This is a genomic window from Pedobacter sp. BG31 (genome assembly GCF_042464845.1).
Lineage (GTDB): Bacteria > Bacteroidota > Bacteroidia > Sphingobacteriales > Sphingobacteriaceae > Pedobacter > Pedobacter suwonensis.
The window spans coordinates 51,251-69,166 of record NZ_JBHNZK010000001.1 but is presented as its reverse complement, the minus strand read 5'-3'; the positions used below and the strand labels follow the sequence as shown (position 1 = coordinate 69,166).

The 17,916-nt window shown below is 40.5% G+C and carries 11 protein-coding genes and 4 tRNA genes; 11 read left to right on the top strand and 4 right to left on the bottom strand.

Features of this window, described 5'->3' with window-relative positions:
• Positions 1–20 precede the first annotated feature (20 nt).
• From ACFE6N_RS00330 to ACFE6N_RS00280, 11 genes are all read left to right on the top strand, one after another.
• Complete coding sequence (locus ACFE6N_RS00330) at positions 21–1,244, top strand: lanthionine synthetase LanC family protein (RefSeq protein ID WP_378932608.1); 1,224 nt, start codon at positions 21–23, stop codon at positions 1,242–1,244.
• Positions 1,245–1,263: 19 nt separating this feature from the next.
• Positions 1,264–2,448, top strand: a complete 1,185-nt coding sequence (locus ACFE6N_RS00325) for a lanthionine synthetase LanC family protein (RefSeq protein ID WP_378932606.1) — start codon at positions 1,264–1,266, stop codon at positions 2,446–2,448.
• 3 nt (positions 2,449–2,451) lie between these two features.
• Complete coding sequence (locus ACFE6N_RS00320) at positions 2,452–3,369, top strand: LLM class flavin-dependent oxidoreductase (RefSeq protein ID WP_378932604.1); 918 nt, start codon at positions 2,452–2,454, stop codon at positions 3,367–3,369.
• Positions 3,362–6,475: a lantibiotic dehydratase gene (locus ACFE6N_RS00315; protein WP_378932602.1), complete on the top strand. Its 3,114-nt coding sequence runs from the start codon at positions 3,362–3,364 to the stop codon at positions 6,473–6,475. The genes ACFE6N_RS00320 and ACFE6N_RS00315 overlap by 8 nt, the downstream gene beginning before the upstream one ends.
• Positions 6,476–6,477: 2 nt before the next feature.
• On the top strand, positions 6,478–7,761 hold the full coding sequence (locus ACFE6N_RS00310) for a glycosyltransferase (protein WP_378932600.1): 1,284 nt from the start codon (positions 6,478–6,480) through the stop codon (positions 7,759–7,761).
• Entirely contained in the window at positions 7,751–8,863 is a 1,113-nt protein-coding gene (locus ACFE6N_RS00305; protein ID WP_378932598.1) for a hypothetical protein, read from the top strand. The genes ACFE6N_RS00310 and ACFE6N_RS00305 overlap by 11 nt, the downstream gene beginning before the upstream one ends.
• Entirely contained in the window at positions 8,860–9,615 is a 756-nt protein-coding gene (locus ACFE6N_RS00300) for a galactosyltransferase-related protein (RefSeq protein ID WP_378932596.1), read from the top strand. Before ACFE6N_RS00305 ends, ACFE6N_RS00300 begins: the two co-directional genes overlap by 4 nt.
• A 25-nt stretch (positions 9,616–9,640) precedes the next feature.
• Positions 9,641–12,073 (top strand): outer membrane beta-barrel protein, encoded by a 2,433-nt coding sequence (locus ACFE6N_RS00295; protein WP_378932593.1) that lies wholly within the window; start codon positions 9,641–9,643, stop codon positions 12,071–12,073.
• Between the two features lie 62 nt (positions 12,074–12,135).
• The gene (locus ACFE6N_RS00290) at positions 12,136–14,322 is read left to right on the top strand and encodes a peptidase domain-containing ABC transporter (protein ID WP_378932590.1); all 2,187 of its coding nucleotides are present in this window, start codon (positions 12,136–12,138) and stop codon (positions 14,320–14,322) included.
• A 7-nt stretch (positions 14,323–14,329) separates the two neighbouring features.
• Entirely contained in the window at positions 14,330–15,496 is a 1,167-nt protein-coding gene (locus ACFE6N_RS00285; RefSeq protein WP_378932588.1) for an HlyD family secretion protein, read from the top strand.
• Positions 15,497–15,540: 44 nt separating this feature from the next.
• Positions 15,541–17,160, top strand: coding sequence for a beta-1,6-N-acetylglucosaminyltransferase (locus ACFE6N_RS00280; RefSeq protein WP_378932585.1), 1,620 nt, complete (start codon positions 15,541–15,543; stop codon positions 17,158–17,160).
• Between the two features lie 124 nt (positions 17,161–17,284).
• Here ACFE6N_RS00280 and ACFE6N_RS00275 read toward each other — a convergent pair.
• From ACFE6N_RS00275 to ACFE6N_RS00260, 4 genes are all read right to left on the bottom strand, one after another.
• Positions 17,285–17,356: transfer RNA gene (locus ACFE6N_RS00275), tRNA-Glu, on the bottom strand.
• A 67-nt stretch (positions 17,357–17,423) separates the two neighbouring features.
• Positions 17,424–17,499, bottom strand: a tRNA-Met gene (locus tag ACFE6N_RS00270).
• Positions 17,500–17,588: 89 nt separating this feature from the next.
• Positions 17,589–17,660 (bottom strand) — tRNA-Glu (locus tag ACFE6N_RS00265).
• 67 nt (positions 17,661–17,727) lie between these two features.
• Positions 17,728–17,803: transfer RNA gene (locus ACFE6N_RS00260), tRNA-Met, on the bottom strand.
• Positions 17,804–17,916: the final 113 nt, after the last annotated feature.

The following is a 17,916-nucleotide window of genomic DNA, read 5'->3' as shown; positions in this document are numbered from 1 at the left end:
AACCGCAAAATCGACCTAAAATGTACACTAAAACAGAACAACTGGCAGTAAATATCGGGAACAGGGATTTGGCCATCCTTGAATCAATAGTAGAATACTTAGAGCACTTTAATGGCGAATTAACAGGTATCGATATAAAAAGAGGACGCTTAGGCCTTTCGCTATTTTATCTCCTGTATGGTGATTATACACAGGATGAACAATACTACCTAAAAGCGGTAGAACTTATTACCGAATCTGTTAGTGCATTGGGTAACGGATACCAGAGTTTCAACATTAATCTTGAATTATCTGAAATGGGCCGGTACCTCGAATTTATACAAAAAGAATACGGTATCGACTTTGAAGAACAGGAGCTGTTCAGGTTTATTGATGAAATACAATCGGCAGAGCTGGAAAGAACAATAGCAAAAGGCGATTGCGACCCCTACACAGGTTGTTTGGTAGGTGGATACTATTTCCTTGCGAGATGCAAAACAGATCCATCGCTGAAAACAAAAGTAGAGGATGTTATCCACACGGTATCCCGTTCGGCAGAAAAAGACCTTTCAGGAAATCTTTATTGGGTTTCGCAGCTCCATAAAAAACACGAAATTTTTCTGGGTTTATCACACGGTAACTCATCAATCATACTTTTTCTAAACCAGGCATATTTACAGGGAATACTTCCTGAGCTCTGTTTGTCCATCATGAAAAGAGCTGCAGGATATATTCTTGCAAATGCTTACAATGAGCAGGAAAAAGATCAGTTCAAAAGCATGTACCCTACTATAGTGGGCGAAAATGAATCTTCGCCATTATGTTGGTGTTATGGCGATCTGGGTGTTGCTTTGGCACTTCATAAAGTTGCAGCCCTATCAGAACCTGGTGGAGGTAAAGCCTTATTAATTAACGAAGTAGGGAAAGTCCTTGAATTTGGTGCCAAAAGAAAAAATTATCAGGAAACCAGAATCGGCGACGCTGGAATATGTTATGGCGCTTCCGGAACTTTCCTGATGTTCAACTACCTTTCGCAGTTTGAGTCATTTGAACAGTATAGTGTTATTGCAGAAGAATGGTATGCACAAATACCCGGATTTGCGGTCCATCCCGAATATCCCTGCGGATTTAAGGGAATGTTCAATCAGCAGTATGCCAATACCAACCATTCTTTTAACGAAGGCATAATAGGCATTGGTTGTACCATATTATCAAAACTGAACAACAATTACTCGGCACTAAACGAGTTTCTAAATATTTCCTGATCAAAATCATTGGTATTTTATGATAACAGATATGCACTTTGACATCATCGAGAGTCAACTAGCCGAAATTGAAAAAAACTTCTTCCAGGAGGATACACCACACGATTATTTCCTGAACGGAAAAACAGGATTGGCCCTATATTATTTCTACCGAGCAAGGATTTCGGAAGATGAGCAGATTTACGGAAAGGCCAATATACTTATTAATGAGGTGCTCGACCAGCTTGGAACACCCGGCCGTTTTTACGGAGGATCGTTTACACTGGGGATCTCCGGGCTTACTTCTGCATTATTAATTATGAAGGAAGAAGAGTTTATAGATTTTTCCGATCAGGATTTAGCTGGGCTCGACCATTTTGTTTTCTCGTGGGCAAAGGAGGAACTGGATATCATGAATACAGATTATCTCCACGGAGCGGCCGGCGCCCTGCATTATTTTATAGAAAGGGCAGGATTGGGAAATCAGGGCTGTGCAGATATGGCTTCCGAACTGATCGATATTTTTTACAGCCTCGCTTTAAAAGATGACCAGGGGATCCGTTTTCTCAATAAATTTTATAAAAACAGGTATCCGGAATTTACTAACCTTGGCGTTTCGCATGGTTTGATAGGCGTATTGCTGATCTTGATGAAAGCGTACGAAAAAGGCATCCGTACCGAACTGTGCCTTGAGATGATCAAAGGTGGAATGAAATACCTTGAACAGATTTATTTCAATAAACTTTTCCCTCAAAGCGGGCAATCAAGGTTTTTCGTATCGAAAAACGAAGCAACCGACGAATTACAGTATACTGATAGGCTGGCATGGTGTTACGGTGACCTTAATGTTGCATTGATATTCTCTAAAGCAGGAAAACTGCTGAACAATGATAAATTTTCAGATATAGGTCTCGAAATCGGTCTGGGAACCATGCAGAGAACAACTGCAGCGCAAACCGAAATCAGAACACCTTTTTTCTGCCATGGAACAAGTGGAACCGCAATGGTTTATCATTCATTATATGCGATTACTGGTGAGAACCGGTTTTTCGAAAGCTATGAGTATTGGAAAAGCGAAACCTATAATATGCTTGATACCGATCAGCTAAAGTTGATGAGTTCAGGCGTGCTTTCATTTCTGGATGGACCAATAGGACTCGCATTTTTCTTGCTTACTGAGCAATACGGACAAAAATTAAAATGGGAAAAATACTTTTTACTATAAGATATGAAAATTGGTCTATTAGAATTCGGCTCAGGTCCACCAGAAGTTAAGTGGATGCTGGAAAATGTAGTTGATTATGCCTGCAAGGCAGATGAACTTGGCTTTTCAAGGATATGGCTTGGTGAACATTACTTTCTGAACCATTTTTGGTACAATCCGGAAATATTAATACCTGTACTTGCCGGAATGACGGACAGGATAAAGATAGGCGTGGCAGGGATATTACTGGGAATACACTCGCCATACCGTGTAGCATTGACTTTTAAAATGCTGGCAACACTTTTTCCCGGAAGAATTGATTTAGGTATTGCCAATGGCACACCATCACAGAAAGTGGTTAAATTGATGCTCCAGAAAACCGATGAGGAGTGCCTGCACTTCCGCGATGATTTTGGACAGAAGTTTTCAGACCTTGTACGTTATCTGAGGGAAGAAGAACAGCTATGGGAAGAGCAGGTATTGATGCCTCCGCATGGAGGCGGCATTCCGGATATCTGGTCGCTGGGCTTATCTTACAACAGCCTTGGAAAAACGCTTCCACTTGGTGTAAATTTTTCGAGGTCAATTTTCCACCTGGGCTCAGACCGTAATTACAACAGGGAAAAATTACACGAATTTCAGGAAGAATTCTTTGCCCTCCACGGAAGGATGCCAGAGGTGAACGTAACCTTTGCCGGCATCTGTGCAAAAACAAGTCAGTATGCCCAAAAATTGCTGAAAAAAATCGGGAAAGAAGAAGAGTCGAATTTGAGTACGCTGATAGTTGGCTGCCCCAACAGATTCCATGATACATTGATGGCGATGCAGGAAGATTATGGTGTAGATGAGTTTATTATGCTCAACCTGATTTACAACGCGAAAGACAAAATAAACAGTATAGAGTTAATCAGTGAAAAATGTTTTGAAGGTGTTTATGCTTAAGGAAAATAATAGTTATGAATTTATCGGGGATCTCGTATTGAGAACGCCTTACCTGCCGAATAACATCGACATATTCAGTAAAAAATATGCTTCGGATGATAAGGTAATGGAGGCTATTTACCTCGCCTCGCCAACACTGTGCGAGCAACTTGTGCAGGGCAATAAAAAAGATAGTGAAAAACTCTGGGTCTCCCTATACAAATACATCTCTCGCATGAGCTCCAGGTGTACACCTTTTGGTTTGTTTGCGGGGATCAGTACCATAAAATGGGGTGAGGCTACAGCGATCGAGGTAAGCGAAAATATCAGGCGTAAAACACGGTTAGACATGGCCTATCTGTGCAAACTGGCAGAGGATATTTCCAAAAACCCTACGGTTAGGCATTCAGTTAAGTATTTCGCTAACAACACACTGTATCGGGCCGGCGAAAATTTTCGATATATAGAATTGCAATATAGCAATGTCTCCCGCCAATACCAGATTTCATCAGCTCAGAGAACAGATTATCTGGAAGAAATACTGGCCATGGCAGGCCCTGGTGTCAAGCTCGAAACGCTAGCCAATTTGCTAACAAGCGATGATATTAGTCTGGAGGAAGCCTACGAATATCTTTTTGAACTGATTGATAACAGGCTGCTGATATGGGAGCTTGAACCAAAAGTTACGAATGAGAATGACTATGGCCGTACCATCTATTATTTTCTTTCTGAAAATGCCGATCTCTTAAATGATGAAAGATTGAAAACCATCCACATTACTTTGGGCGATGTATTATCCAAACTCGACCTGCTGGATCAGCAATCGTCAAATAAAATAGAAAGTTACAAAGAGGTGTATCATCGCCTGGCCGAACTTGAACTTCCCATTCAGGAAGGTAATCTCTTTCAGGTTGATTACACTAAAGAAACCAGCAAGGGCATATTAGATTCGTCTATACAGCTTGAGCTGCTGGAGGCCCTGGATGTATTGAGGTACCTCAACTATAGATTGAAAGAAAACCTGCTCAATACATTTAAGGAAAAGTTTTACGCAAAATACGAGGATAGAGAGATTCCATTACAAACCGTATTGGATACCGATATTGGCCTTGTTTATGGAAGCGATTCGCATAGCGATACCTCCCCATTAATAGATGATATTGCAGTGTCTGGTTCAGGTTCGGGACCTGCAAAAATAAACTGGTACGATGAAAATTCATTCCTTTTAAAAGCTTTAGGTAACTGTATAGCCAGAAATGGTTCCGAAATCAGGCTTGAAGAAGAGGATTTTCAGGGTCAGCTCAATATGATAAGCCCTGACGAAATGCCCGATTCGTTAGCCGCTATATTCAGGACAATAGATAGCCCTAACAATCGGATTCAACTCGAATATTTCAGTGGTTCGAGTGCGGTAAATGTTCTTGGCCGCTTCGCTTACCTGGATGAGAAAACAGATCAGATTATCCGTAGCATAATAAGCAGGGAAAAGGAATTGTTAAAACCAGGCGAAGTAATGGCAGAAATTATCCATTTCCCTGAAGACCGGATTGGTAATATTATTCTCCGGCCATCTTTTATTGATCATGAGATACCCTATCTTACACATGCTGGAGTGGCTTCTGAGAAAATAATCAGGATAGAAGACCTTGTACTTAGTATGAGGAACGGAAAATTCGTGCTAAGATCAATAAAGGATGGACAGATTGTTAAACCCAGACTATCAAATGCACATAATTTTTCCAATAAGTCACTGCCGGTTTACAGGTTTCTCTGTGATCTACAGGCGCAGGACAGGGTAGGTGGGATTAGTTTCGACTGGGCAAATTTCTTCACCTCTCAGTTTGATTTTTTACCAAGAGTATCCTATAAATCTGTGATCTTATCGCCGGCGATGTGGATGTTAAGGAGAAATGATCTGGCCCCACTTAAACAGAACGGAGGAAACCATGAAGCCCTGAACCAGTTACGCAGCAGCAGAAAACTACCCGAAAGATTTATTATCTCAGAAGGGGATAATGAATTGCTGATCGATTTTTCAAAGGACATTTGTATCTCTACCTTCTTCGATTATATCAAACGCAGGGATAATGTTGTTATCAAAGAATGTTTCTCAGGCGGCTCCAATACTTTGGTAACCGATAACAATGGCCATCCTTTTAACAGTCAGTTTATTGCGCCAATTGTTAAAAAAGCATCCATTATACAGGAGGCAGATGTAGTGTCGGAAGTAACCGATAATCAGGTGAGGAGCGATTATCAGCCAGGAGATGTATGGTTGTACTATAAACTTTATTGCGGAAGCCAATCGGCCGATAAGATACTAACAGAAAATCTTCCCCAACTTAATCAAAGGCTTTATTTAAGGGGACTTATCGAAAAGAGTTTTTTCATCCGCTACAGTGATCCCGAGTGGCACCTCCGAATCCGGTTTCGCCTTAGGGATGCAGGAGTGGTTGGCGATGTTATAATGGCCGTTAAAGAAACTTTTGAAGAGAAAGTACGTTCCGGTGTGATTTCAAAAATCCAGATCGATACCTACAAACCGGAATTTAAGCGCTACGGTTCAAATACCATCGAATGGTCGGAAAGTCTTTTCGATGCCGATAGCCGATTGGTAACATCGATACTGAATACCCTCGATGATTATCACGATCCTGAAGAGCTAAGGTGGCTGATTGCGATGAGTGCTGTTGATGCGCTTCTCGATGATTTTGAATACGGCCTGGACGATAAAATACGGATAATGGGCAATATCAGCCAATCCTTTAACCGGGAATTTGGTTTTAATAAAGCACTTAAAGTGCAAATGGACAGCAAGTACAGAAAGCACCGGAACCAGATTGCCGGCGTTATGGAAACCAGGCCCGAACACATGCTGAACCTTCATGAAATTGTTCAATCGCGGTCAGAAAAAATAAGACCTATAGCCCAACATATTCTTCAGCTTGAAAGTGAGGGCAATCTTATGGTTGCGAAAGATGATCTGCTGGCTAGCTATATACACATGCACATTAACCGGTTGATGAAAAGCAGGCAGCGCTTAAATGAATTGCTTCTTTACTATTTTTTAGATAAATATTATACCTCTGTTAATGCAATGCAAAGGAAATCGTTAAAGATAGCTTAAATATGGAACAGACGCATGTTTTTTACTTTGTACTCGCTAATAATTCAATGAATTATGGGATCGGGAGTTATCTGAACCACCTGGTTTCAGGACTGGGGCATCATCGCGATATCGCGGTTACCATCGTACATTGCCTTGACGAAGAGCATGATCGGTTTCTTATTGAACAGCAGAATGGGATCCGCAATATCTATATTCCAAAACCTGCTTCCAGGTATATCAATATTTTCAATAGCCAGCATCAGACTGAAAAAATTAAATATGCCAAACGGGTACGCACACTACTGGAACCAATTTTTGAAGAGCTGTGCAAAGTGGTGGTCCACTTTAATCAATCAATTCTATCTTTTTTGGCCGAAGAGCTTGAAAGGAGTTTTGACCTTAAAATAGTTTTTACCGTTCATTTTTTAAGCTGGCAGTTTTTATACGAGAAAAGTCTCGATGAGTATAGTTCGGCATGGCAGGAGGTTTACGGCGACAAGGCATTCCAGGTTTCCATAGATCCCAATGAAAAGATTTTTTGCCGTATTTCGGATCAGATTATCTGTTTAACAAAAGCGGCCAAAAACTTTGTTTGTGCTGCATACCAATGCGACCCGGATAAAGTAAAGCTGATCAAGAATGGTATAACATTAACATTACCGAAAAATGAAATTGATAAAATGCAGTTGAAAAAACAACTGGGCTTTAACGAAAATGACTTTGTGCTTGTATTTGTGGGGAGAATAGCAAAATCTAAAGGTATTAAGCATATTATTTCTGCGGTTAACCATCTTGTTAGCCACCATTCAAAACACAATATAAAACTATTGGTGGCCGGCTCGGGCAATTTTGACGATCTGTTGCCCATTTCCGGAACTATCTGGAACAATGTAATATTTACCGGGGCACTGCACGAAGATCAACTCCACAATGCCTATTTGCTTGCCGATGCCGGTATAACCATGTCTTTTTTTGAGCAGTGCAGTTATACGGCTTTAGAGATGCTCCGGTACGATCTTCCTATCATTTATGCCAATAACGATGGGCTTGCTGAAATGCTGGATGGAAATCCGGCTGCATTTAAGGTTGATCTGGACTTTAACATTAAACACGGATACAATATTGATGTTGATAGCATCTGCAGTCACATTTTAAACTTAATAGATAAGCGCGAAAAAGGCATGTGCTTTACTCAGTCAGATTTAAAGGAAAGATTCGCAATTGATTTGTGGATCAGGGACATGTTAGCGATTTATACTGCTTTATCTAAACAAATTGAAAGGGAATTTGAGTATGTACAATGAACAGATATTGGAAGAAATAACGGTAAGAGAGGGTATTAATTTCAGCCAGGTTAAACAGGTTCGTAAGTTATTACTCGAGCAGCTGGTAATTAACGGCGGTTTTCAGGAAAATGTAGGCTTAATAAACGGGCGCCTTGGCCTTTCGCTGGCCATGTTTACGCTCGGTGGGCAGCCTGGAATGGGTTACCTTGCGGGGTTTGCGAACGATCTGCTCGAGGAGGCCTTTATGGATATAGATGGTTCAGTTTCGCCAGGTTACGACAACGGGGCTGTGGGTATCGCGGCATATTTCCATCTCATCGAAAAATATGGCTTTGCTTCCGTATCAAGGGCAGAGGTATTGGAAGAGGTAGATCTTTATATTCATAAATACATTGCACATTCGGGTTTGCACCGGGCAGATTTAAATGAGGGTTCTCTTGGTCTGATATACTATTTAATGCTCAAGCTTTCGGATGAGGAACTTCATAATAGCCTCGATAATTCTTTTTTAACCCGCGAGATGCTGATTGCATGCATTGATGAGCTTGCCGGTCATTTCGGAAATGTGCTGGCTAAGTTCGATGTTAAAACCATATCGCTGCGTATCCATGCCTATAACCTGCTTCGTCGACTTAAAAATGATATCTATCCCCAGCCGGTGGCCTCAATAGTTAAAATGCTTGAAGATGAAGACCTGGAGCAGAAATATAGGGAAGCCGTAGCGGGCAGTAGCAACGAAGCAGGTATTCAGCTCATTTACCTTTGTTCGGTATACTGCAGCGTTATCGGAAAAACGATCCCGGGTTTGGAGTTAGATTACCAGAAGTATACCCTGCTAAGTGCCACGCAATATCATCAGGCGCCCTCTTTACAGGGGCTGAATATGCTGCTGGATATGATTATCAATGGACTGGAAAACGGAATGTACAACGCCGATTCAGATATTTCTCCAACTCAGATTGTTAACCGGGCAATATATTACCTAAACGATCCCATCATAACAGGCTCGGTGGATTATAGCCTGCATAACGGACTTGGAAAACTACTGTTCATGGTGCAAAGCTTGCTTAAACCCCAGGCATACCAGATTTATAAAGAAGTGATATACCTACAGATATGAGCACAAACAAGCGTAACCTTCGTGATTTTACTTTTTTGTTCAGCTTTCGGATCGATAGCCCTGATAGAATGGAAAACCTGTTTGCAACTTTGAGATTTCTGTCGTTAAATTTTAACAGCACCTTTCTTTTGTTGGAGGCTGGTCCGCAACAGCAGCTAAGTAATGCTGCGGTTAGTATATTGGGTGCAAATTTTTATTATAGTTATTGCGAAGACCACAGGCATTTCTTCTATAGAACTTACTATAATAACCAACTCATACAACAGGTACATACTCCATACTACCTGCTTTACGATGCTGATATAATTATTCCGGGTGCTCAGCTCGAAAGAGCGGCCGCTATGATGAGGGAAAACAAGGCCACAGCAGTTTATCCATACGACGGCAGGTTTTACGAAACTGATATTTTCCTCCGGAAACTTTTCATTAATACCGGCAACGAGTCATGCCTGGAAAAATATGTTGATTACCACAGGCTCAGTTTCTCAAAGTCGTACGGGGGTGTGGTAATGTTGAATAAATCGGGATATGAGGCTTGCGGACAAGAAAATCTGAGGATCCGTGGCTGGGGCCCTGATGATATTGAAAGGGTGCGCAGGTTAAGAATCCTGGGGCACAAAATCGAAAGGGTTGATGGGCCTCTGTATCACCTCTTCCACCAAAGAAATCAGTTTTCGCTGCCACAGTACTGCAGCGATAATCAAAAGGAATACCTAAAGGTTTGTGCAATGCATAAGCCGCAGCTTGTTTAATTGTCGCGAATTTAAAAATATTGATATGGATACCGTTAAAAGACTGTTAATGATCATTACCGTTTTGGGTTTATGTATAATCCGGAATATTTATGCTCAGGAGCCGGATAAAAAGGAAGTTGTAAAGTTTAAAGTTATTGATGCCGAAACCCAGGTATTTATAAATGCTGCCACTGTTGAAATGCATGCAGGTAATAGATTAATTTTTAAAGGCAGTACCGATGTATTGGGCGCTTTCACTATCTCCGGTAATCTTATACCGGCAGATTCTGTTTATCTTAACATTAGTGCCGTTGGTTATTTCCAGAAAAAAATAGGACTTCTCATTAAATCCGCTCCGCAACCGGTTATGATCAGGCTTGATAAAAAGGTGCAGACATTGAAACAGGTTGAGGTAATCAGTAATCAGAAATTGGTTGAGGATATCCAGGGGGGATATAAGTTTAATACCGATAAAATGATAGGTTCCAATACTGGTAGCAGTTTAGACCTATTGGGCCAGGTTCCGGGTATTGTGGTAGATCCATCGGGTACCGTAATGCTGAGGGGGACCAGTGCAAAGGTTTTTATCAATGGTAAACCAACCAACCTCTCAGGGCCTATGCTTCAGAGTTTATTGCGTAGCCAGAATGGAAAAAATATCGAATCTGTGGTGGTATATACCGATCCGCCTTCGAAGTTTGATGCCGCCGGATCAGGAGGCATTATCGATCTGGTTCTGAAAAAAAACAGAGAGAAAGGATTTTCCGGTTTCGCCAGTGCAGGTGCGGCTAACCTGCCGGCGTTCGATCTCAATACCAATCTTACCTACCGGAATAACAAATTCACCATTTATGCCAGTGGGAGCACTTATTATCGGTATGGTGTATCCGAAAACACAAATAACCTTACCTATAAACTGTTAAGCCCCGATTCAAACAGGTTGAACCAAACAGAAGAGGCCAAACAAAAAATGTATGGTTATTATGCCAATATCGGAACCGATTTTCAGATCGACTCGAACCAGACAATAGGTTCTAACATCAAGTACATCGATTTTAACGGCAGATTTCCAAAATCACTGATCACCGATAGGAATTATTACACAAGGGATCTGACCTACTACACCCAGGACAACAGTAACAGGATGAATAATAATTACCTGCTGGCAGATATCAATTATAAAATAAAATTCCCCAAAAGTAAAGGTGTATTGGATATTGATGCCAATTATGCCAATGCCGCAAACCGAACTTTGGTTGATTTTACGCAGAATTATTATGATGCCCAGGATCCGCAGCAGCTCAGGCTTTTGAGGGATCAGGAAAACAATACCGATATCAGGTACAATTTCTATGTACTTTCTGCTGATTATGAAAAGAAAACCGGAAAAAACAGCAATCTGAGTTTTGGTGGAAAAACCACGTTCGCCTCAAATATTAACGATTACGTGGTAACCAGTGCGCTGAATGGTGCCATTCCGGCCAGGAACAATAACCTTTCTAACATGCTCGATTATCAGGAGAACATTAATAGCCTCTATTTTGTGTTCTCTTCAAAAATCAATAAATTCTCTTATTCCCTGGGCTTAAGAACCGAGCATACCGGGTACAACATTAATTCGGGTCAGATTAAAAACGATTATATCAGTTTTTTCCCCAACCTGTATGCCAAAATCAGGTTTAAGCACGATCAGCAGTTGAGCCTCAACCTGTCGCGCAGGATTGAAAGACCTTCATATGAAATCCTCAATCCTTTTATAGATAATTCAAACCCTAACGAAATCAGTCAGGGCAACCCTTTTTTAAACCCCAGTTATAGCAATAAAGCACAGCTTAACTATACCAAATATTGGGGCGATTCGCATTCGCTCCTGGTTTCGGGCTATGTAACTTATATCCAGGATATTTTTGGCCAGATTAACAAGGCTTCAACCATAGGCAATATCGTGCTAAACACTTACGAAAACTATCAAAAGGCTTTAAATTATGGATTTTATATTACCGAAGAGAGTTCTTTCGGGAAAAAAGTGTCATTGAGTTTCTATTTCGGACTCCGGAAAAACAGTTATACAGGTAAGGAAACTTTGAACGATGAAAATGTGGAGAATCCTATTATGACCTATGATTCGAATTTACAGCTGAATTATAAAATTACAAAAGACTATAGCGTGCAGCTCAGTGGCGATTACAAATCCGCAAGTAACTACCTCCAGGTAAAAACAAAAGGAAACGGAAGCGTTAATTTTGGGTTCAATGGCAGATTGAATAAAAGTTTCACCTATGGTTTTACGGTTCAGGATTTATTTAAAACGGCCAGAACTTTTACCGATATCAACAACAGTTCATTTAGTGGCATATACCAGAATACCTGGAGATCAAGGTATGGTATTATCAGGCTCAACTACAAGTTTGGTGGTGGAATAAAATCCAGGTCGAGGGTTGAGGTTAAAGAGAACGACCGCTATAAATCCAACTAAATACCCGGCATCATCCGGAAGAAAATAACAGTACTCAGATTAAGAACTTAATACTTCCAAAATTGGCAAATTTCATACACTATAGACAACCCGATCAGATGGACTGCGGTCCAACTTGTTTAAGGATGATTGCCCGCCATTACGGGAAACGCCTTAGTTTGCAGCGCCTGCGCGAAACATCCGGAATGAGCAGGAATGGTGTTTCGTTACTCGGAATCAGTGAGGCTGCAGAGAAAAACGGCTTTCGTACAAGTGGTATAAAACTGCCATTGGAGTTGCTGGCCGAAATAGATCTGCCTGTAATCCTGCATTGGGACCAAAATCATTTTGTTGTGCTTTACAAAATCCACAAACGAAAATATTATATCGCAGATCCAGCTAAAGGAATTATCATCTATACACACTCTGAATTTGAAAAACACTGGTTAAGTACACATAGTCAACACCGCTCAGAGGGAGTTGCACTTACATTAGAGCCAACCCCCGAGTTTTATAGTCTTGAAGATGAAGAGAAAAAAGGATTGGATCTTACTTATTTGGTTGGTTATTTAAAAAAATACAGGGCACTTGTTGTTCAGCTGTTTATAGGCCTTGGAGTAGGAAGTATTTTGCAGCTGATTCTTCCTTTTCTTACCCAGAGTATAGTAGATATAGGGATCAACACCAGGAATATTAATTTTATATATCTCATTTTGATCGCTCAAACCATGCTCTTTATCGGAAGAACCGCCGTTGAGTTTATTAGAAGCTGGATTTTGTTACATATCAGTTCAAGGATTAATATTTCGATCCTAACCGATTTTATTATCAAACTGATGAAACTCCCAATGGGATTTTTCGATACAAAGATGATGGGCGATATTATGCAGCGGATGAGCGATCAGGGTAGGATACAAAGCTTTCTTACGGGTTCAACCCTTAATATTCTTTTTTCTATGTTCAATATGCTCGTATTCGGAGCTGTATTGGCCTGTTATAGTGTAACCCTCTTTTCAATCTTTATATTCAGTAGCATTATTTATTCATTTTGGGTTATCTTGTTTTTGAAAAAACGCAGGGCGCTCGACTTCAAAAGATTTGATATTTCTTCAAAAAACCAAAGTACTGTTGTACAGCTGATAAGCGGTATGCAGGAAATAAAGCTCAACAATTGTGAGCAGCAAAAGAGGTGGGAATGGGAAAGGATACAGGCCAAACTTTTTAGATTCAACATCAAAAGTTTGTCGCTAAACCAGGTACAGCAAACCGGAACATTCATCATCAATGAAGGTAAAAATATTATCATCACATTTATTGTAGCTAAAGCAGTAGTAGATGGACACCTTACCCTGGGCGCAATGATGGCTGTACAATATATTGTTGGTCAGCTCAACAGTCCTATCGAACAGTTTGTTGCATTTATCCAGCAGCTTCAGGATGCAAAAATCAGTCTCGAACGCTTAAATGAGATCCATACAATGGATGAAGAAGAACCATCCGAAAGAAGTTTTTATAACGAACTGCCAAATGAAAGGGGTATAACATTAAACAATATCTCGTTCCGTTATCCCGGTGCCGGTCTCGAGCCTACACTTTCAAATCTGACCATCAGCATACCCGAAGGAAAAACTACGGCTATAGTTGGGATGAGCGGGAGTGGAAAAACAACTGTACTTAAACTACTTCTCCGCTTTTACAGCCCCGAATCCGGTGACCTTAAAATAGGTAGAATTCCGATTGAAACAATTGGGTACCGCTTTTGGAGGAGCCAATGCGGAACTGTAATGCAGGATGGATTTATTTTTTCCGATACCATAGCAAAAAACATTGCGGTTGGAGATGAGTATCCAAACATGTTAAAACTGCAGAATGCCATGAATGTTGCAAATATTAATGAGTTTATTGAGGGCCTTCCCCTTGGCATTTATACCAAAATTGGGCAGGAAGGTAATGGGATTAGCCAGGGGCAAAAGCAACGAATCCTGATTGCAAGGGCCGTTTATAAAAATCCAGAATATATTTTTTTCGATGAGGCAACTAATGCCCTCGATGCCAATAATGAAAAGGTAATTATGGAAAACCTCGAATCGTTTTTCAAAGGCAGAACGGTTGTTGTTGTTGCACATAGATTGAGTACCGTTAAAAATGCCGACAAAATTATTGTATTGGATAGAGGTAAAGTAATTGAACAGGGAACACACGATTCTCTTTCGCGGAGCAGGGGCGAATATTATCAACTGGTCAAAAATCAACTCGAGCTGGGAAATTAAAGCAGATATGGAACAAGTAGAAAATTTAAAAGGAAAAGAGATAATACTTCTTCAGGAAATCAGGAGTGAAGAAGTAAGCGATATCATTACAGCCGTTCCCCATTGGATTATCCGCTGCGGAGTTACATTGCTTTTTGGGATTTTGATTATAATCATCCTATGTTCAAACCTGATTTCCTATCCCGAAACCATTAATGCGGAGTTAAAGGTAAAGAGCGTAAATCCACCAATAATCATCACCGCCCAGCAATCAGGAATTGTTAAAACGGTTTTCGCAACTGATGGTGATTTTGTAAAACAAGGAAAAGTACTTGCTTGGCTCGAAAGTCCGGGGAGCCACAACGATATCCTTTACTTAGCAAAAAAAATAGATGAAATTCGGTCAGATTTCCTAAAACGCCCCCAAAGTCCTAATATCGTTTTGCCTAAAGGTTTAAACCTCGGTAGCCTAGAAAAGAGCTACCAGTACCTCAATATCAGCTATCTTAAATTTATATCTGGCCGCAACAATAGTTATTTGAGCAATAAGATCAAAATTTTAGAAAAGGATATCAACCGCTTAAGTCAGAAAATTATCCATAAACAATATAGGTCTGAAGCTGAATTTAAAACACTAGATACCGAAATTACTGAACTGCAGAAAGAATATTCAGCTTTGGCGCAACAAAGAGATGAAGAGCAATTACAATTTAGTCAATCGCTCATTAGCTTTCAGGATGAAATTGGACTGTGGAAGAGTGCGCATATTTTAACAGCGCCATCGGATGGTAAATTAAATTACATAGGGCTTATTCAAACCGGCACAACGGTGGTACAGAACCAGAAAGTTTTTATAATAAACAAAAAGGCCAAAAGCTTTTATGGCGAAATACGGATACCGGAATCAAGTATTGTAAAAATTAAAAAAGGACAACAGGTAATCGTTAAGCTCCACAGTTATCCGTATCAACAATATGGTCTGCTGCGGGGCCGTCTCTCTTCAGTTTCGGAATTTGCATATAACGATAGCCTTTACCTGGCCAGGGTCGATTTTGCTGGTGATAAGAAAGTAAACAACAAAATCATTTTAAAAAATGGCATGTCTGCCGATGTTGAGGTAATTGTACATGAGTATTCCCTGCTGGCACGCTTTATAAATAATTTACAGACAGTTATTAATCAAGATGGTAAATAAGCAGTTCCTTATTTAATGATTTTTAGAATTTTAATTTATAAATAATGAATATTACATACATTATCCTGGCTCATAAAAACCCCAGACAATTACAACGGTTGGTTAATGTTCTTTCGTCTGCAGAAGTAAAATTTGTAATACACGTTGATAAGCGTGCCGATATAGGAGACTTTATGCGGGGTTTTACCGACCTGGATTTTGAGAAAGTGTTTTTCTTGGAGCAGCGATGTGAGAGTGCATGGGGTAGCTTCGAACTGGTTCAGGCAGTTTTAAATGCACTGGGCTTTATCTGCAGTGATCTGCCCTCAACTGATAGGATTGTTTTATTAAGCGGGCAAGACTACCCCATTAAAGGTAACCGATATATCAATAAATATCTAGCTGCGAATCCGCACAGTATTTTTATGGAATACGATTCGGTTCCATATAGAAACTGGAAAGGAGGAGGAGAAGATAGATTTCCGCTTTATGCAGAAATTAGTGAACAGATAAAATTTTATGGTGGCTCGCAATGGATGTCCTTTCCTCTTCCGGTAGCGGAAATAATTCTGGATTTTCTGGCTGTAAACCCCGATTTTATCCGGTATTTTAAATTGGTAAGAATTCCGGATGAAAGTTTCTTCCAAACGTTGTTGTTAAATTGCGGAAATGAGTTTGTTGAGAAAAATCTGGTAAACCGCAACCTGCATCTTATTAAGTGGGAATTCCCTTATGCCCATCCCAAATACCTGGGTGAGGAATACCTAAACATGATGAAGAAGAGCAGGTTTTTATTTGCCAGAAAATTGGAGGCCAGTCGCCCTTCAAGGGTTCTCGACAGAATAGACTGTGAACTGCTCGATATCAAAAAGAAACCTTTAAATCTTCCGGGTTATGCAAAGGCTGCGGTAAACAAAGAAGTTGTACTTTTTTTAACAAATAAAAGCGATCCGGAAACGCTTGCCAGATATAATCGCATTAAAGAAACCCTGCCCAAAAGGTTCAGTTTAATATATCTGCGCCACGAAAAAAGGAATGAATCTGTTTTAGTTCAGGATGAGATGGAGCACTTTATCTTTGATGACGGGATTATGAAAGATCTATCCTTACAGGGAATATTCAAATCTCTTCTTCCAGGTAGCAACCATTTTCCCCTTTTCGGGTTCTATCGTAATAATCCTTACTACAAGCATTACTGGGTAATTGAAGATGATGTTTATTACCATGGCGATATTGGTCAGTTTTTCGATCATTTCAGGAGTTTTGAGTCAGATTTTATCAGCTCCCATATACGCGATTACTGTGATGAGCCGAAATGGCATTGGTGGTACAGTTTGCAAAACAATAAGGGTAAAATAATCCCCGTATCCAGAAGGTTGAGGTCGTTTAACCCAATATACCGGATTTCGAACCGGGCCATTTATTTTTTGGATGAAGCTTTCAAAGCAGGTTGGTCGGGCCATCACGAGGTAGCCATGCCAACATTGCTTAAGGAACATGGCTTTTTGGTAGAAGATTTTGGTGGAAATGGAAGTTACGTGCGTGAGGACTCCTTAGGGAAATTTTATCAAGAATCTATAGCAGCGGCAGGGGGCGAGCTCGACACAGGATCAATGAGGTACCGGCCGGTAATTAGCAAAAGTGAAATTAACAATTCGTTACTGTACCATCCGCTTAAAACCTGAGGTTTGGTAAAAAGAAAGGTATTAAAAATAGTATTATTTAAATATAGCTGCACTTAAAGAAGGATAGGTTTTTGGGGCATTTAATGTAAACAAAAAAGCCGCTTCGCATAGAAGCGGCTTTTCGTAGCCCGTAGGGGAATCGAACCCCTGTTTCCAGAATGAAAATCTGGCGTCCTCACCCCTAGACGAACGGGCCATTTCAGTATTTAAATTTCCAGTTTTCAATTCGCAGTAAACTGCCAACTGAGAACCACCAACTGAATTGGTAGCGGGGACACGACTCGAACGTGCGACCTTCGGGTTATGAGCCCGACGAGCTACCAACTGCTCCACCCCGCACTATCATGTATTTTTAAGGGAAATACCAACCTTCAATTTTGCAGTGTTGAAACTGATAAAAAAAACCGCTCAGCTTTGTAGCGGTTTCGTAGCCCGTAGGGGAATCGAACCCCTGTTTCCAGAATGAAAATCTGGCGTCCTCACCCCTAGACGAACGGGCCATTTCAGTATTTAAATTTCCAGTTTTCAATTCGCAGTAAACTGCCAACTGAGAACCACCAACTGAATTGGTAGCGGGGACACGACTCGAACGTGCGACCTTCGGGTTATGAGCCCGACGAGCTACCAACTGCTCCACCCCGCACTTTACATACAACTCGTTTTTTGTGAATTAAATCCTTAACTCTGTTTCCGAATTGGAATGCAAAGATATAATTCGTTTCTTTGTACTGCAAATTTTTTTTAAAAAATATTTTA

Bases quoted from the DNA above. Each gene is read 5' to 3' on its own strand.
- ACFE6N_RS00295 (WP_378932593.1), top strand. From the start codon at position 9,641: ATGGATACCGTTAAAAGACTGTTAATGATCATTACCGTTTTGGGTTTA.
- ACFE6N_RS00280 (WP_378932585.1), top strand. From the start codon at position 15,541: ATGAATATTACATACATTATCCTGGCTCATAAAAACCCCAGACAATTA.
- ACFE6N_RS00315 (WP_378932602.1), top strand. From the start codon at position 3,362: ATGCTTAAGGAAAATAATAGTTATGAATTTATCGGGGATCTCGTATTG.
- ACFE6N_RS00330 (WP_378932608.1), top strand. From the start codon at position 21: ATGTACACTAAAACAGAACAACTGGCAGTAAATATCGGGAACAGGGAT.
- ACFE6N_RS00305 (WP_378932598.1), top strand. From the start codon at position 7,751: ATGTACAATGAACAGATATTGGAAGAAATAACGGTAAGAGAGGGTATT.
- ACFE6N_RS00325 (WP_378932606.1), top strand. From the start codon at position 1,264: ATGATAACAGATATGCACTTTGACATCATCGAGAGTCAACTAGCCGAA.
- ACFE6N_RS00285 (WP_378932588.1), top strand. From the start codon at position 14,330: ATGGAACAAGTAGAAAATTTAAAAGGAAAAGAGATAATACTTCTTCAG.
- ACFE6N_RS00310 (WP_378932600.1), top strand. From the start codon at position 6,478: ATGGAACAGACGCATGTTTTTTACTTTGTACTCGCTAATAATTCAATG.
- ACFE6N_RS00300 (WP_378932596.1), top strand. From the start codon at position 8,860: ATGAGCACAAACAAGCGTAACCTTCGTGATTTTACTTTTTTGTTCAGC.
- ACFE6N_RS00320 (WP_378932604.1), top strand. From the start codon at position 2,452: ATGAAAATTGGTCTATTAGAATTCGGCTCAGGTCCACCAGAAGTTAAG.